Below are 16,181 nucleotides of genomic sequence, written 5' to 3' on the forward strand. Positions count from 1 at the left end.
TTCAGAAGAATTTTACCAGAAAGGTAACTTTTATCCAATTCTATAAAAATCAGGCCAAAACAACAACTTCCCACATCCTTCTGGGTAAATAGTTTTGAGTCATTTATTGGCGCAGGCTGGCATTTTTTGACAATTTCTATAACTTAGAACCACACTGAAATTTTTAACTGAAATGAGTTTAATCGACCCTGCAATTCTGAACAAAGCCCAAAGCTGGCTGGATGGAAATGTGGATGCTCAGACCAAAGCATCCATCAAAAAATTAATAAGCGATAATCCGACTGAATTGGTGGATTCTTTTTATCAGGATCTTGAATTCGGGACTGGAGGGCTGAGAGGCCTTATGGGTGTAGGCACCAACCGCATGAATGTTTATACTATCGGAATGGCGACCCAGGGATTAGCCAATTACCTTCTGAAGTGTTTTCCAGGTCAGGAGATCAAAGTCGCCATCACGCACGACTGCCGAATAAACAACACGCTTTTTGCCAAAACCACTGCAGATGTATTCACTGCCAATGGGATCAAGGTGCTTTATTTCAAGGAAATGAGACCGACTCCCATGCTTTCTTTTGCGGTGAGACATTTCGGTTGCAAAAGCGGCGTAATGATTACCGCCTCACACAATCCCAAAGAATACAACGGCTACAAGGCCTATTGGGAAGATGGTGCCCAAGTAGTTGCCCCACATGACACCAATATCATCAAGGAGGTGCAAAAAATCACCTCTTTCGATCAGGTGAATTGGAACAAAAATGACGCATTGTTCCAGTACATCGAGGAAGATTTTGATGCAATCTATCTGAAACTAGTCAAAGGATTGAGTCTTTCTCCCGAAGCAATCCAAGCACAAAAATCGATGCCAATTGTTTTCTCCCCTATCCATGGAGCCTCTGGAAAAATGGTTCCTGCAGCGTTGAAGGCTTACGGTTTTGAAAATGTGCATATCGTTAAGGAGCAAGCTGAGCCGGATGGCAATTTTCCTACAGTAATTTACCCAAACCCGGAAGAAGCGGAAGCGCTTACAATGGCCATAGAACTGGGCAAAAAAGTCAAAGCCGAATTGGTTCTCGCCTGCGATCCTGACGGAGACCGCTATGCCGCAGTGGTTCCTAATGAAAAAGGTGAATTTGAATTGCTGAACGGCAATCAGACCGGTGCCATGATAAGCTACTACCTGCTAAACAAATGGAAAGAGGCAGGAAAACTGGATGGTAACCAGTTTATGGTCAACACCATCGTGACAACGGAATTGATCAATACCATTGCTGCCGGATTTGGAGTGAAATGCTTTAATGTATTGACCGGATTTAAAAATATCGCCGCAATCATTTTGCAGCTGGAAGGAAAGGAAACCTTTATCGGTGGTGGAGAGGAGTCTTATGGTTATTTGGTGGGGGATTTTGTAAGAGATAAAGACGCGGTAAGTGCTGCGGCGATTTTTGCCGAACTGATCGCTTATTACAAAACCAAGGGCATGAGTGCCATGGATTTATTGGCTGAGATTTATTCAGAGTTTGGATTCTATAAAGAGTCTTTGATTTCTGTGACCAAAAAAGGAAAAGACGGAGCTGAGCAAATCCAGGCCTTGATGAATGGGTTCAGAACCAATCCGCCCTCCCAAATGAACGGGATCGATGTGGAGCGGGTTGTGGATGTGAAAAACTCCACGATTACTCACGTGAAGTCCGGTAAGGTCGAAAAACTGGAAATGGACAAATCCAATGTGATGCAGTTTTATCTGGCAGATGGAAGTAAAATCTCAGCGCGTCCCTCTGGTACGGAGCCGAAAATCAAATACTATTTCTCAGTTAATGCTCCACTTCCTTCGGCATCCGATTATAGGAAGGTAGAGGCTCAGCTTGTTGAAAAATTGGAAGGATTAAAAAACTATTTCAGTTAACCTCAAACTGTTCAATCGAATAAATAAAAAGCACCGGGAAATCGGTGCTTTTGTTTTTCGGACAAATTGAAATTGAGTGGAAATTAAGAGATATAGAATGCCTTATTCTTTTCCTAAATGAATTACAGCATCTCCGACATTGATCACCGGATTGTTGTTGAGTCCGATCACATGACCATTGGTAGCGGCTTTTACCGGCATGATAACCTGGCCATAAGGGTCTGATATACGGGCAATGATCTGTCCTTTTTTCACGGAATCGCCAAGCTTCACCGTTGCATAAAAAATTCCGGAGGCCTTGGCACGGGTCCATTCGCTGGATTTCAAAATAAGTGTGTTCTGCGGAAGCTGAGGTGCATAGATCATGTCAAGGTGATGGAGCAATCGCTTTGTACCTGTGATGCCTTCCTCAATGGCGTAATTGTCCAAACGCATCGATTCTCCGCCTTCAAAAACCAACAGGTGCTTTCGTGCTTTGTATGCGGTCTTTCTAAAAGATTTCTCGATAAGCTTAGAATTGACCACAAAGTGCGTCCCAAAAGCTCTAGCCAGTTCCAGCCCAATTTTATCCTTGAAATCCACCCGGATCTGGGGATGATTAGAAAGCATTCTGCCCCCAGTGTGAAAATCAATCCCAAAATCTATTTGTGGAATGACTTCTTCATTTAAAATATAGGCAATCCGAGATGCGAGTGATCCCTTTTTACTTCCCGGAAAACTCCTATTGAGGTCCCTTCCGTCTGGAAATGTCCTGCTGTTGGATAAAAACCCATAAATATTAACCAAAGGAATGATGATCAAAGTGCCTTTGAGTAATTCCAAGCCTTGATCAAATTCCTCAAGAAGTTTTTTGGCTGTAACCACCCCGTTGATTTCATCCCCGTGAATGCCTCCTGAGATCAGGATAACAGGGCCTTCATTTTTGGAAGACCTGATAAAAATCGGCAAATCAATTAAGGTATGTGTAGGAAGTTTGGCAATTGGCAGTTCGATGTTTACTGATTGTCCAGGTCGTACCCGGACGCCGTTGATCTGAACTTCTTTCATGAAGTGAGGTGACAGATTGGGGAATTCATTTCACTTTGGACCAAAATCTTGCTTATTTCGCAGGACTAGCCAAGGCTCATGAATATACAAGAAAACATTTCTTTAAAGCCACTCAATACCTTTGGCTTTGACAAAAACGCAAAATTTTTCACCAACGCGGACACCGTCGAAAATCTTAAAAATGCCTTGACCTGGGCAAGCCAAAACAAACAAGAAGTATTGATCCTAGGTGGTGGCAGCAATGTTTTACTTACACGTGATTTTGAGGGTCTGGTAGTCAAAATAGAACTGAAGGGAATAGAATTGATCCGTGAGGACGAAAAACATATCTGGGTCAAAGTCGGTGCCGGGGAGGTTTGGCACGATTGGGTAATTTATGCTATTGAGAATAACTGGGCTGGAATCGAAAACCTTTCCCTGATTCCGGGCACTGTTGGCGCCTCACCCATGCAGAATATCGGCGCTTATGGAGTGGAGATCAAAGATGTCTTTGAAAGCCTGGAAGCCCTAAACCGAAACACGTTGGAGCTTGAAACCTTTTCCCATGAGGACTGTAGCTTTGGCTACCGGGAAAGTGTTTTCAAACAGAAATTCAAAGACAAGTATACCATCTGCTCGGTGACTTTCAGATTGAATAAAACTCCTCAATTTCATGTGGACTACGGAGCAATCCAGGATGTCTTAAAGGAAAAAGGCGTCAAAGAACTGTCAATCAAAGCTGTCAGTGATGCTGTGATTGAAATCCGAAATTCAAAACTTCCAAATCCAAAAGAAATCGGCAATGCTGGATCGTTCTTTAAAAACCCAACGATCAGCCAAAGTCAATTTACTGAACTGCAGTCAAGCTTTCCGGAAATCCCAGGCTATCCAAACGAGCAAGGAATAAAAGTGGCTGCCGGCTGGCTGATTGAGCAGGCAGGATGGAAAGGTAAGCGATTTGGAGAAGTCGGGGTTCACGCCAAGCAGGCTTTGGTATTGGTAAATTATGGAAATGGAGACGGGGCCGAGATAAAAATCCTTTCAGAAAAAGTCAGACAATCCGTGAAAGAAAAATTCGGAATCGAACTTCAGCCCGAGGTGAACTTTATCTAGATCAACTGGTCATGGATTTCCAATTCCTTTGAATATCGCTCGACATTCACCCCGAATTTGTTCAGAAAATCCACCCCTTCATCTCGGCCTATTCCTTTGTATTCTGCATAAGAAAACAGGTAAACTACCTTGGAGATACCCATTGAAAATATGATCCTTGCGCAGGCTAAACATGGCGCAAGTGTCACATACAAAGTAGATCCGTCGACAGAGGTATTGTTTTTAACTGCATAAAGGATTGCATTTTGCTCCGCATGCAATGCCAGAGAACAACTCCCCTTGCTGTCTCTTGCACATCCAGATTCTGGAAACTCCACGTCACAGTTGTGCGTTCCTGCAGGAGGACCATTATAGCCGATGGAAATGATTCGGGTATCCTTCGTCAAAACTGCCCCCACGTGTTTTTTGATGCAATGGGAACGCTTGGCGAGATTTACCGCCAATTCCATAAAAATATCGTCAAAATCTGGTCTGCTCATGAAAATCCGTTTGGCAAAAATAGTAATCCTACCCATTGTCGGGAAAAATTTATGAATAAAGACTTTTGTTTTTTCGTTTGATCAGAAAACCTAACTTTCCAAAGTCCTATGAGTTTCCAGCGGTTCAATCACCCAATCATGAAGCGGAAAATCCAAATTATACTCCTCTTTGTCTGCTTGACATTAGTTTCCTCTTGCTGTTCAGTAGAAATATTTAAAGAGAATACCGAGATACCCATGACCAGGCCTTTTCAGACCTTTGTAATTATCAACAAAGAAGTAGGAATGAGAGGTTTTTCGGAGCAGTTTATTGATGAATTGGTCCAAATTCAAATCCAGGAAACTCTGGAAAAAGCCGGTATGGTATACGATTCCAAAAAGCCCGATTTGGTCATTCGCTATCATTCAAACGAAGATTCGAGACAAAGAGAAGTCGTGAATAATTCCAATCCTTATCCTTTTTGGGGATATCGGGTTTATGACCCATGGATGTATAATCCATACAATTCCAACTATAACAGAGTTTCCACGAGCAGTTATGAACTCTTGCAGGTAATCCTTGATTTCATTGACCCTTCTCAAGATAAATTCCTGATGACTTTAACAGGAGTAACAGAGGTAAGCAGCCCAAAACAAAAACAAAAAAAAGTGGAAAAAACATTAGATTCAGTTCTTAGGTCTTTTCTTAATCAAAAGATCCAACCTCAAAACTGAAATGGAAAAACGATTTAAAACACTCAAAGATTTTTACCCCTACTATTTGCAAGAGCACCAGAATCCAGTTTGTAGAAAATTGCATTTTGTTGGGACTGGTCTTTTATTTGTCATTTTGGGGGCATCCCTGTACACTGGCAATTATTTATGGCTTATCGCCATTCCGTTTGTAGGGTACGGATTTGCTTGGGTGGGGCATTTTTTTTTCGAGAAAAACAAACCAGCCACCTTCCAATATCCGTTTTTCAGCCTAGCATCTGACTTCGTTTTGTTTTTTGATTTGCTGGTTGGCAAAGAAAAATTCAGGTAATCTGAAACCCATCTTGGAAATGTTATAAGTTTTTTGGCAAAGTATTTGCGTTAGAAGTATATACTTATATTTTTGCATAAGTTTTAATGTATTTCAAAACCATGTTTTTGCATTTTGATGTTGACAATAGTTTTAATAGACGATGATCCAATCAGCACATTTGTGACTGAAAAACTCATTTCCAAAAACGTGAAGGAACCTTGCAAGTTTTTCAAGTTTCAAAGTGCCAAACTGGCCTTGGAAGAAATAGACGGGATCCGTCCTAACTACCTCTTCCTGGACCTCAACATGCCTGAAATGAATGGATGGGATTTTCTGGATAGGTTTAAGCCTGCCAACGATGAAGCTCAAATCTACATTTTAAGCAGTTCTGTAGACGAAAGAGATATCACTAAAGCAAGTCAGTACCAGGCAGTCAAGGAATATTTATCAAAACCTCTGATCAAAAAATACATCAAAACAATCTTCAACTGATCTAATTTAGGTCAGTTTTTTTTTGTCCTGTTGTTTCATTCCAAGCCTATATTCGCGAAATTGGTTGAAGTCGAAAAAACATGGGCGATGGCAAAGGCAAATCCAAGACTAATTGAAGCAATAGATAAAACAGCAGCCAAACTTTCTAAAGGTGCAGCTTATCAATGGGGACATATGGGTGTGTGTAATTGTGGAAATCTGGCCCAAGAACTCACACAATTCACCAAAGCCGAAATACACAAGTTTGCAATGCAAAAGTTTGGAGACTGGAATGAACAACTTTTGGATTACTGTCCTTTGAGTGGTCTTCCTATGAATTTAATGATTTCCGGAATGCTCGATTCTGGATTGACACTTGAAGATCTGGCTCATTTGGAAAGGCTTTCTGACCAGGAAATCCTTGCACAGATTCCTAATGGAAAAAGAGATCAGATGAAAAAAAATTCCAGAGAAGATGTTGTGCTATATTTATTGACTTGGGCTAAAATTCTGAGAGAAAAGTGGGTAGAAGATAATGACCCAAATTTAGAACCAAACCCTGAAAAAAAATTAAAGATACCAGTATTGGTGTAATTAATTTTTTGGCTTATTTCGTACCGATTAAACCAATAAAACCCTTTAAAAACAGCCATGGAGGATTTTGAAGAAGAATTCGATGAAATTGACGACTTCGAAGAAGAAGAAGATGAGTTCGAAGATGAATTTGAGGACGAGTATGATCTCGATGAGGAGAGTGAATTACTGGACGATAATATCGTAGACTTTGATGAAGAAGAGGAAGATTTTGACGACGAGGAGGATTTCGAGGAAGATGTAATGGATGACGATCTGGATTAATTAGTCCTTTATCATATCTGCTAACTGAATTAGCTTTGTTAAATCAGCTTCCGGTTTTATCTTCGTGCATCGAATCGAAATTCAACAACTAACAGATGATACTATTAGAAATTTTCAGCTCGCCAATCATGTCAGGAGCACAATTATTCCTGCTGATCGTGTGCATCCTTATTGGACTTGGTGCAGGTCTTTCAGCAGTGGATGCCAGAAGTACATTTGCCAAAAAAAAGAAGGCTGATCATTGATCGATTTAAAATATATTTAAAGGAGGCTCTGCCTCCTTTTTTTTTACCTGATAATAGACAAGATGAAAAACCAAAACTACCAGAACCACTCCCGCATTTATCCCTTTCATCATCTGATAATTACTCCACTCTGCTTGATCTTTTTAGGCTGGACGATTTACAGAATTGATTATTCCACTCAAGAAGGCATTTTTACTGGGGTGTATATGCTTCTCGGTGCCTTGATTCTTGCCTTGCTGCCTCTGCTGGCCAGAATTTATGCGCTCAAAACCCAAAACAGAATCATTTTGATGGAGATGAGACAGCGGTACTTTCACTTGACTGGATCTTCATTTTACCCTAAAGAAAATCAATTGAAACTCGGGCAGATAATTGCACTGAGATTTGCCAGTGATGTGGAGCTGATTGATTTGATAGAAAAAGCGATCAAACAACGGTTAAATCCAAAAGAGATTAAGCTGCAAGTGAAAAACTGGCAGGGTGACTACCGCCGGGTCTAATCAAATTTCCTTTCGGCAACAGCAATTTCTATTAGCCCGCTAAGATTTTCGCGGGCTTTTTCTTTAAAATCTAATGTGTTAAAATCCAAAGAGGATAGCTCGAGTACCAAATCAAATCCAGACCCCTCTCCTCCTCTACCTGAGGTGATTAAGGCTATTTTCTTTCGGTTTGCTTTAGCAAGTTGAAGGAGTTCAAAGCTTGCCTTTCCCTGATCACTTTGTGAGTCATATTGGCCTTCGCCGGTAATGATCCAATCCGATTTAATGATTTTCTCCTCCATCCGGACCAAATCAAAAAAATAGTGAGCTCCAAATTCAATCTTCATTTCAAAAAACATACTGAGGCCTAATGCAACCCCACCGGCAGCTCCAAATCCAGGCTGGTCAGACCAAACTTTTTGTGATTTTTTAATCAAAAGGTTCAGAGCATTTTCGCAATCTTCTTCAAAGGCCTTGATTTTGTTTTTTTCCAGACCCTTTTGGGGACCAAAAACTATTACAGCACCCCCTTCGCCCAAAAATGGATTCCTTACATCACATAAGCAGGTAAATCGGATCTTAGGGAGCCCTACTGATTTCTGAATGTGCTTGATTTTCTTTAAAAAACTTGGGGAAAAAGCTGAAATCTCCCTTCCATTTTCATCCAGAAAAAGAATTCCCAAAGCACTCAAAATTCCAGTTCCCAAGTCTATGGTTGCACTACCACCCAAGCCAAGTACGATTTCTTCGGCTCCCATTTCCACAGCTTTTTGGATAATCAGGCCTGTACCAAAAGTAGATGTTAAATGAGGGTCTTTCTGATGCATCTCCAAAGCTCCAATTCCCGAAGCCGTTGAGATGTCGAGAAAGGCTTTCTTTTGTCTGGAATCCCAGCCAAAATATCCCAAAACAGGCTGACCAACCGCATTCAATGTCCAAACCGGTATTTTCTCCAGTCCAAGGGATTCAATCAACAAACTGCAGGTACCATCGCCTCCATCTGCGACAGGTTGTATTACACAAACACCTTCTGAGGTCTCTCCAATTTTCTCCGCAATTATCCTGGCAGCTTCATCAGCCGGAATCGTTCCTTTGAAAGCATTGGGAGCGATCAGATACCGCATGATTAACTGTTTTTCATTCGTGCAAAATAGTCTTTGCTCGCTGCACGAACTTTTGGAGAGAGGTAAAGAGCCGAGATCATTGTCGGAAAAGCCATCACGGCATACATTCCGTCTACTAAACTCACCACAACTTCAAGTGATGCCACTGATCCCAAAACAATGGTCACCAAGTAGAAGTAATTGTAGTACTTGGCTTTATCTGCCCCGAAAAGGTAATTTGTACACTTATGGCCATAGTACGAGTAAGTGAAGATGGTAGAAAGAGCAAAAACCAAAACTGAAATCATCAACAGGTATTTACCATAAACAGGAATTCCCAATTCAAAGGCTTCAAGGGTAAGACGAACTCCATCATTTTCAGAAGTTTTCCAAACTCCGGTTAACAGGATCACGAGAGCGGTCAGTGTACAAACAACAATGGTATCTATAAAAGGACCCAACATCGCGATTAATCCTTCACGGATTGGCTCGTTGGTTTTAGAAGCCCCGTGCACCATCGGAGCTGTGCCGATACCCGCCTCATTGGAGAATGCAGCTCTTCTGGCTCCGGTGATGATAACCGCTCCTACTGCTCCGCCCATTACGGCATTACCAGTAAATGCATCCACTATGATCAATTTTAACATTTCCGGCACTTGCCCAATGTATTTGAATACGATGATCGATACAGTGAAAAAGTAAATACCAACCATGAACGGTACCATTTTAGAGGCTACCTCCGCTATCCTTTTTAACCCACCCAAAATCACCACTGCTGTCAGCAACATGGTTATGATCCCAATAATCCATCTGTTTCGTTCTTCTTCCTGAATAGTCTCCGGTTCGATCAGAATCGCTTGGGTAAGTGCTGTGAGCTGATTGGAGGTAAAAACAGCCAACAAACCTATAAAACCCGCAACTGCGAAAATCACCGCAAGGAATTTCCATTTCTTGCCCATTCCCTCCTCAATTACATACATCGGCCCGCCTTGGATCTCTCCGGAACTGTCTTTTCCTCGGTACATAATCGCAAGACTGCAGGTGTAGAATTTGGTTGCCATTCCCAAAAAAGCAGCCACCCACATCCAAAACAAAGCTCCCGGTCCTCCCATGTTAATAGCAAGAGCAACGCCGGAAATATTCCCTAAGCCAACAGTGGCCGCAATTGCAGCAGATAAAGCCTGAACTGAAGTGATCTGACCTGGAGCTAGGGAGTTATCATATTTACCTCGAAGCAGCTTCACTGCATGCCCGATTTTTAAAACTGACACGAATCCAGAATGGAAAAAAAAGTACGTTCCACCTCCAAGTAGCAAAACCAAAATCGGTGGGCCCCAGATCCAGTTGCTAAACTCTATTATTGTATCTCCCATTTCTATTTCAGAATATCTGTCTTTATCCTTTTTCTAAACTTGCCTTCGATAATAGGCCCAATTTCCTCAAAATCAAAAATTATATGATCTGAGGCACAAAAAATCCCGAAGCCTTTTGAAGCCTCGGGATATTAAACTGCTTTTAATTACCAGATTACTTTTGGCGATTTATAAAATCCAACGCCTTGGATATCCCATTTTTTTCCGTGGACAGAAATTCTTTTGCTATAACCTTCCCAACTTCTTCTTTCTTTCTTAGTCCAGGCCACTTCTGCAATAGCCGTAAGTCTTGGAAAAACCAAGTAATCAATATCTGCCCTATTGGTAACTGTCTCAGTCCAAAGTGGAGCTTCCACACCCAAAATATTTTCTGCTGAAATCCCAGCCGCATATTCGGTAGGTTCCCAAAGGTAAGCGGAATCCAGTTCCACATAGGCTGCCCAATGAAGGCCAATTCTGGAAGTGCTGTCGTATTGCATATCCAGGTAGGCTTTTTTAGCTGGGGACATCAAAACTTTGCTTCCTTGTTCCTTTGCCAGCTTTGCATTTTCCTCAAGTGCCCAGAATTGCGCCACGTTTCCGGGAAGCATCTTTGCTGTGGCGACTTCATCCCAGCCGATGCTGGTTTTTCCGTATTTGGAAACTATGTCCTGAACACGCTCTACAAAGTACACATAGTCCTCTTTTTCAGTCACATGCGATTCATCCCCGCCGATATGAAAATAAGGTCCGGGTGTAATTTCTGTAATTTCTCTCACCACACTATCAACAAAGGCATAGGTCAATTCCAGTTTTGGAGCGAATGTACTCCAGCCGACCTCAATACCGGTATAAAGCTCAGAAGCTTGTGGGTTTTTCAATGGCATCTCATAATCCAACGGTGCCTTGTTTACAGAATCCAATTTTCCATTCGGCAGATTCACTCCTGGATTCAATTCCGCATAGGAAGCCAAAGCTGAATTGGTGTGACCTGGCATATCGATTTCGGGTACAATCGTGATGAATCGGTCAGCTGCATAAGCTATAATTTCCTTGTATTGCTCCTGAGTGTAAAACCCACCGTCTCCCCCACCAACTTCAGTGCTGCCACCGATTTCAGTAAGTTTTGGCCAGGATTTGATCTCAATTCTCCAACCTTGATCGTCAGAGAGGTGAAGATGAAGGTAATTGAATTTGTAAACCGCCATTTGATCAATGTAATACTTGACATCCTCGATTGAGATAAAATGTCTAGCGACGTCCAGCATGGAGCCTCTGTATCCAAAAGTTGGCTCATCTTTGATCGTCCCTCCGGGAATTTCCCAATTGACTGATTGGACTGTGGAATTTGCAATTTCATGAGGAAAAAGCTGAAGCAAAGTCTGAACTCCGTAAAAAAGTCCCGCTTCTCCTGCAGAAGTGATTTTAATTTCCGCATCAGAAATCTCAATTTGATAAGCTTCAGAAAACTCATTTCCGGTTAATTCCAATACAATCTGACCTGCATCAAAAGAAACCGGAATATCGAATCCGGTAGCCGGACGAAGTTTTTCGGCGAGGTGTTCACCGACTTTTGTTAAGTGGTCGCCCGATCCAATTAATTTAATTCCTGTTTCAGGTGTCAGAGCAAAACTTCCTGATCCATTGCTGATTTCCAGTGGAAGTGGAATAATTGCCGCATCGGAAAGTGGCGGTGATTTTTTACAGGCACCCAAAACCAGAGTTCCGGAAAGCAGCAAAGTCCAAATTGATTTTTTCATTAGATGTGATTTTTGATAAACTTAATTGAAATTTTTAAAAATCTATTTTCTCAAAATCAAATAAATTTTGAAATTAGGCCTGCTTAAACCCTTTGAATAAAAACCCATTGGATTAAGTTTGTCAGGAGGAAGAAAAGAATGAGACCTCCCGTCTATATTTCCCACAAAGTGGTGATTAATCCCCTCCTTTTGATAATTTGAAATTCGTCAGTTAATAATCAACCTGAAAAAATATGGAAAATAACAATTCCAACCAGGAGCAACCCTCCAGAAGAAGTTTTATCAAAGGCTCAGCCTTAGCGCTTGCCGGATTTTATATAGTACCTAGACATGTTCTTGGTGGTCCGGGATTTATTGCTCCTAGTGATCGATTGAGAGTGGCCAGCATCGGTGTAGGTGGTATGGGAGGCGGAGACGTAGCTGGTATATTCAGAAGTGGAAAAGTGGACATGATCGCCCTTTGCGATGTAGATGATACCCGAGCCAAAAAAAGCAGGGATGATCATCCTAAAGCCGCCTATTATAAGGATTACCGAATAATGCTGGAGAAGGAGGAGAAAAACATTGATGCTGTATCAGTCTCCACTCCCGATCACATGCATGCTGTGCAGGCGATGATGGCAATGAAAATGGGCAAGCATGTCTATGTCCAAAAGCCCATGTCTCATGACATCTATGAGGCGCGAATGCTAACTGAGGCTGCAGAAAAATACAAAGTGGTAACCCAAATGGGAAACCAAGGCTCCTCGGGAGATGGAGTCCGTCAAATGATCGAGTGGTACAATGCCGGAGTAATAGGTGAAGCTACTAAAGTTTATTCCTGGACTAACCGTCCGGTTTGGCCTCAGGGAATTGAATGGCCAAAAACTCCGGTTGCACCACCGGCAGATTTGGATTGGGATCTTTGGCTAGGAACAGCACCTTATAAAGACTATGTAGGAAATCTTGTACCATTCAATTGGAGAGGCTGGTGGGATTATGGAACCGGTGCTTTGGGTGACATGGCCTGCCATATTATGGAGCCGCCTTTCCGGGTTTTGGGTTTGGGATATCCTAAATCTGCCGAATGCTCTGTGGGTTCTGTTTACGTTGGTGAATTCAACAGAGGTTACTTCCCTGAAAGCTGCCCCCCTTCTTCTCATATTACCTTGCGATTTGATCGTCCGGGTAAATCTGACTTGGAATTCCACTGGATGGATGGCGGAATCCAACCTACCAGACCGGAAGAGCTCGAACCAAACGAAATCATGGGTGACGGTGGTAACGGCGTAATCATCGAAGGAACAAAAGGAAAAATGATGTGCTCTACGTATGGCGCAAATCCTAAATTACTTCCAACAAAGAGAACCACAGAAGTGAGTGTTCCACAATCGGAATACAGAGTGCCTGAAGGAGACAGAGGCCACTACAACAACTGGGTGGAAGCCTGCATTGGAGGACATGGTTCGGAGGAATTCAAAAAACTCAGCTCACCGTTTTCAGTCGCAGGTCCATTGACTGAAACTGTTTTGATGGGAAATCTTGCAATCAGAAGTTATGACTATAGAATTCCAAGAGCTGGTTCAACCAATCAATTTGATTATCCAGGAAGAGGCATCAAATTGCTATGGGACGGGCCAAATATGAAAATTAGCAATTTTGAACCTGCCAACCAGTTTGTGCAGCGCCAATATCGCGGAGATTTTTCGCTTTGATCAAGGCTAAAAAGTAAAAAAAAGGGCTTCCGATAATTTGGAAGCCCTTTTTTATTGTTCTACTGCCAACTCAACTCTGCGATTTTTTGCTCTTCCTGCTTCTGTGGCGTTGGAAGCAATTGGGCGGGTCCCTCCCCAGCCAGAAATCCTCAGTCTTTCGAAATTGCCCCCTTTGCTTACCAGAAAATCTCTCACACTTCCGGCTCTTTCCAATGAAAGCTGCTTATTCAAACCCGGATCTCCGGCATTATCGGTGTGCCCGTTGATTCTGATCGTAACTTGAGGGTTTTCAATTAGAAAATTTGCCAAATCGGAAAGACTGGACTCTGTGCTTTCTCCTTCTAGTTCAGCTGTACCCCGCTTGAAATTCACATCCTCCAAAAGGACAGTACTTCCCGGTTCGGCTTTGGTCATCAAGACCACAGTTTTGTCTTTGGAATCTAAATTTTCGAGTAAAACCTGCTTGGGGAAATACCCTTTTGCCGAAATTTTCACCCCGGTGAAGCCTTTTTCCTTCAAACTGGATATCAATTGAATTTCTTGATAATCAATAGCTTCTGATCCTTTGATGAATGTCAAAGTATAAGAAATTTCCATCTTGTTTTTCCCATCTATTACTAACCAAGAAATAGGCTGTTCGACGACCTCGATTTCTTTTTCGACGGGTTCGACAGGGGTAATTGGAGTAGTCGGAAGGTATACTTTAGTAGAATCAGAAAGCGGGATGGCTTGGGTTTCGGGCTTGACCGCATTGACTCGAGAGGGTCTGGATGAACTTCTTACCGGTTCAGATATTGCCTCCGGAACAACCGATGCCACAAATTCTGTAGGTATAACTAGCGGGACTGGAGTCGCAAAGGTCAAAAGATCGGCAAAACCGTCACTGTTTTGGGTACTAGTCCAGACAATTTCATCTTCATCAAGAAAGGTAATGGAAGCCTCGGACCCGTTGGAACTTATTTGCACCCATTTTTCAGGTTTGCTCCAGCTGTCCCAAGATTCTTCAAGACGTTTTGAAATAAGAATATCCTTTCCGTTTGCACCAGGATAGGAATTAGAAGAAAAGTAAAGCTGTTGATCCTTTGGATCGTAAAAGGGTCCTGTCTCCTGTCCAAATCCATTGATTGCCGGACCTAGGTTTTGAAGGTTGGACCAAACGATTGCACCAGTCTTTTCACTCAGGTAAATATCCTCGTTTCCCTGACCACCATTTCGTTTGCCTGCCAGAAAAATCAATTTCCCCCCTTCAGCAACTCTACCGGAAATTGGGCCATCAAAGGAATTCAAATCCGGAAAATCGACTTTTCTCAGGTAATTCCAATCCTGGCCAAATTTTGAAAATTGATGGATTGAAGCTTCATTTCCTTCTTTTCTCAAAATCAAAAGCGTCAACACATCTTCAAGGCCCAAAGCAATGTCGTAGCCTTTAGAACTTAAATCCGGACGGTGTGTCGCTTCACCCCATTCACCGGTTTCATCCTTTCTGGTTTCCCAGATATCCCCAGAATCTGATGATCCACCCATATTCGATGGATGAAAAGCCCTGGTAAAAAGTAAGGTATTGTTTCCTATCCAGACTGGATTGGTGTCATCGTTTGGGCTGTTTGCACCGGAAAGGGAACGCAGCTCCTGCGCCTTGGCACTAAAGAAAAAACAAAAAGCAAGCAGCACGAAGCCACTTGCTTTGTAAACATACTGTTTTGAATTTTTCATACTTATTGATCCAACACGATGGCGAATATCAATGGCGCCACGATGGTTGCATCAGATTCGATAATATACTTTGGAGTATCCTGTCCTAGCTTGCCCCAAGTGATTTTTTCATTCGGAACAGCCCCTGAATACGATCCGTAAGAAGTGGTCGAATCAGAGATTTGGCAGAAATAGCCCCATAGAGGCACATTTGTCCGCTGCAAGTCCTGATGCAACATCGGTACCACACAGATAGGAAAATCTCCTGCAATTCCCCCGCCAATTTGGAAAAATCCAACAGTACTTTCATCTGTTGCATTTTGGGTGTACCATTCTGCCAAGAACATCATGTACTCAATACCTGTACGAACGGTATGAACTTTCTTTACATCTCCGGAGATTACGTGTCCGGCAAACATGTTTCCTAGAGTAGAATCTTCCCAACCCGGCACGATCATCGGGATGTTTCTTTTTGCAGCTTCAAGGAGCCAGCTGTTTTTAGGATCTATCTGGAAGGATGCATCCAGCTTGCCTGACAATAAAATTTTGTAGAAAAACTCGTGAGGAAAGTAAGCTTCACCTGCTTGATCAGCTTTCACCCATTCTTCCAAAATCACATTTTCGATCCGACGCATGGCTTCCATTTCTGGAATACAAGTATCTGTCACGCGGTTCATATGACGCTCCAAAAGCGCTTGCTCATCCGCTGGTGTCAGTTCACGGTAGTTGGGAACCCGCTCGTAATAATCATGAGCAACTAGATTAAACACATCTTCCTCCAAATTGGCCCCGGTACAAGAGATGATCTGTACTTTGTCCTGTCGGATCATTTCGGCAAGGGAAATTCCTAATTCTGCAGTGGACATGGCTCCGGCCAGCGTAACCATCATTTTACCTCCGTTGTCAAGATGGGTTTTATACCCTTCAGCCGCATCAATTAAGGCTGCAGCATTGAAGTGTCGGTAATTGTGTTTTAAAAATTCCGTGATTTTCATTTCGT

The 16,181-nt window shown here is 42.4% G+C and carries 16 protein-coding genes; 9 read left to right on the forward strand and 7 right to left on the reverse strand.

Going from position 1 to position 16,181, the window contains the following annotated elements; genetic code table 11:
• The first annotated feature begins 172 nt into the window (after nt 1-172).
• On the forward strand, nt 173-1,903 hold the full coding sequence (locus B0E43_RS15595) for a phospho-sugar mutase (protein WP_077351397.1): 1,731 nt from the start codon (nt 173-175) through the stop codon (nt 1,901-1,903).
• Nucleotides 1,904-2,005: 102 nt separating this feature from the next.
• Here the strand turns inward: B0E43_RS15595 and B0E43_RS15600 are convergent, their stop codons facing one another.
• Nucleotides 2,006-2,950, reverse strand: coding sequence for a succinylglutamate desuccinylase/aspartoacylase family protein (locus B0E43_RS15600; protein ID WP_077351399.1), 945 nt, complete (start codon nt 2,948-2,950; stop codon nt 2,006-2,008).
• 78 nt (nt 2,951-3,028) lie between these two features.
• On the opposite strand from B0E43_RS15600, the gene murB reads away from it, so the two are divergent.
• Nucleotides 3,029-4,042 carry a UDP-N-acetylmuramate dehydrogenase gene (gene murB, locus B0E43_RS15605; RefSeq protein ID WP_077351401.1) on the forward strand — a complete coding sequence of 338 codons (1,014 nt, stop codon included), beginning with the start codon at nt 3,029-3,031 and terminating at the stop codon, nt 4,040-4,042.
• Here murB and B0E43_RS15610 read toward each other — a convergent pair.
• Nucleotides 4,039-4,521: a dCMP deaminase family protein gene (locus B0E43_RS15610; RefSeq protein ID WP_077351611.1), complete on the reverse strand. Its 483-nt coding sequence runs from the start codon at nt 4,519-4,521 to the stop codon at nt 4,039-4,041. The genes murB and B0E43_RS15610 overlap by 4 nt on opposite strands.
• A 138-nt stretch (nt 4,522-4,659) precedes the next feature.
• On the opposite strand from B0E43_RS15610, the gene B0E43_RS15615 reads away from it, so the two are divergent.
• The 6 genes from B0E43_RS15615 (at nt 4,660) to B0E43_RS15640 (ending at nt 7,601) form a co-directional block, all read left to right on the forward strand.
• Nucleotides 4,660-5,235, forward strand: coding sequence for a DUF4136 domain-containing protein (locus tag B0E43_RS15615; RefSeq protein ID WP_077351613.1), 576 nt, complete (start codon nt 4,660-4,662; stop codon nt 5,233-5,235).
• Nucleotide 5,236: 1 nt separating this feature from the next.
• Nucleotides 5,237-5,545 carry a DUF962 domain-containing protein gene (locus tag B0E43_RS15620; RefSeq protein ID WP_077351403.1) on the forward strand — a complete coding sequence of 103 codons (309 nt, stop codon included), beginning with the start codon at nt 5,237-5,239 and terminating at the stop codon, nt 5,543-5,545.
• 117 nt (nt 5,546-5,662) lie between these two features.
• A complete protein-coding gene (locus tag B0E43_RS15625) occupies nt 5,663-6,019 on the forward strand; it encodes a response regulator (RefSeq protein WP_077351405.1) in 357 nt (118 codons plus the stop codon).
• Nucleotides 6,020-6,106: 87 nt separating this feature from the next.
• A complete protein-coding gene (locus tag B0E43_RS15630; RefSeq protein ID WP_077351615.1) occupies nt 6,107-6,592 on the forward strand; it encodes a hypothetical protein in 486 nt (161 codons plus the stop codon).
• A gap of 57 nt (nt 6,593-6,649) precedes the next feature.
• Nucleotides 6,650-6,856: a hypothetical protein gene (locus B0E43_RS23000; RefSeq protein WP_168171958.1), complete on the forward strand. Its 207-nt coding sequence runs from the start codon at nt 6,650-6,652 to the stop codon at nt 6,854-6,856.
• A 307-nt stretch (nt 6,857-7,163) separates the two neighbouring features.
• Nucleotides 7,164-7,601 (forward strand): DUF6526 family protein, encoded by a 438-nt coding sequence (locus B0E43_RS15640; protein WP_077351408.1) that lies wholly within the window; start codon nt 7,164-7,166, stop codon nt 7,599-7,601.
• Here the strand turns inward: B0E43_RS15640 and B0E43_RS15645 are convergent.
• From B0E43_RS15645 to B0E43_RS15655, 3 genes are all read right to left on the reverse strand, one after another.
• Complete coding sequence (locus B0E43_RS15645) at nt 7,598-8,704, reverse strand: glycerate kinase (protein WP_077351410.1); 1,107 nt, start codon at nt 8,702-8,704, stop codon at nt 7,598-7,600. The two genes, B0E43_RS15640 and B0E43_RS15645, sit on opposite strands and share 4 nt — an antisense overlap.
• Nucleotides 8,705-8,706: 2 nt before the next feature.
• Complete coding sequence (locus B0E43_RS15650) at nt 8,707-10,056, reverse strand: sodium:alanine symporter family protein (protein ID WP_077351412.1); 1,350 nt, start codon at nt 10,054-10,056, stop codon at nt 8,707-8,709.
• A 146-nt stretch (nt 10,057-10,202) separates the two neighbouring features.
• Nucleotides 10,203-11,795, reverse strand: a complete 1,593-nt coding sequence (locus B0E43_RS15655) for a beta-N-acetylhexosaminidase (RefSeq protein WP_077351416.1) — start codon at nt 11,793-11,795, stop codon at nt 10,203-10,205.
• Nucleotides 11,796-12,028: 233 nt separating this feature from the next.
• On the opposite strand from B0E43_RS15655, the gene B0E43_RS15660 reads away from it, so the two are divergent.
• Nucleotides 12,029-13,489, forward strand: a complete 1,461-nt coding sequence (locus tag B0E43_RS15660; RefSeq protein WP_077351418.1) for a Gfo/Idh/MocA family protein — start codon at nt 12,029-12,031, stop codon at nt 13,487-13,489.
• Nucleotides 13,490-13,540: 51 nt separating this feature from the next.
• Here the strand turns inward: B0E43_RS15660 and B0E43_RS15665 are convergent, their stop codons facing one another.
• Together B0E43_RS15665 and B0E43_RS15670 are read right to left on the reverse strand one after the other, a co-directional pair.
• The gene (locus B0E43_RS15665) at nt 13,541-15,202 is read right to left on the reverse strand and encodes an OmpA family protein (protein ID WP_077351420.1); all 1,662 of its coding nucleotides are present in this window, start codon (nt 15,200-15,202) and stop codon (nt 13,541-13,543) included.
• A gap of 2 nt (nt 15,203-15,204) precedes the next feature.
• Nucleotides 15,205-16,176, reverse strand: a complete 972-nt coding sequence (locus tag B0E43_RS15670; protein ID WP_077351422.1) for a deoxyhypusine synthase family protein — start codon at nt 16,174-16,176, stop codon at nt 15,205-15,207.
• Nucleotides 16,177-16,181 lie beyond the last annotated feature (5 nt).

The organism is Algoriphagus sp. A40 (assembly GCF_002002735.1).
Classification (GTDB): domain Bacteria; phylum Bacteroidota; class Bacteroidia; order Cytophagales; family Cyclobacteriaceae; genus Algoriphagus.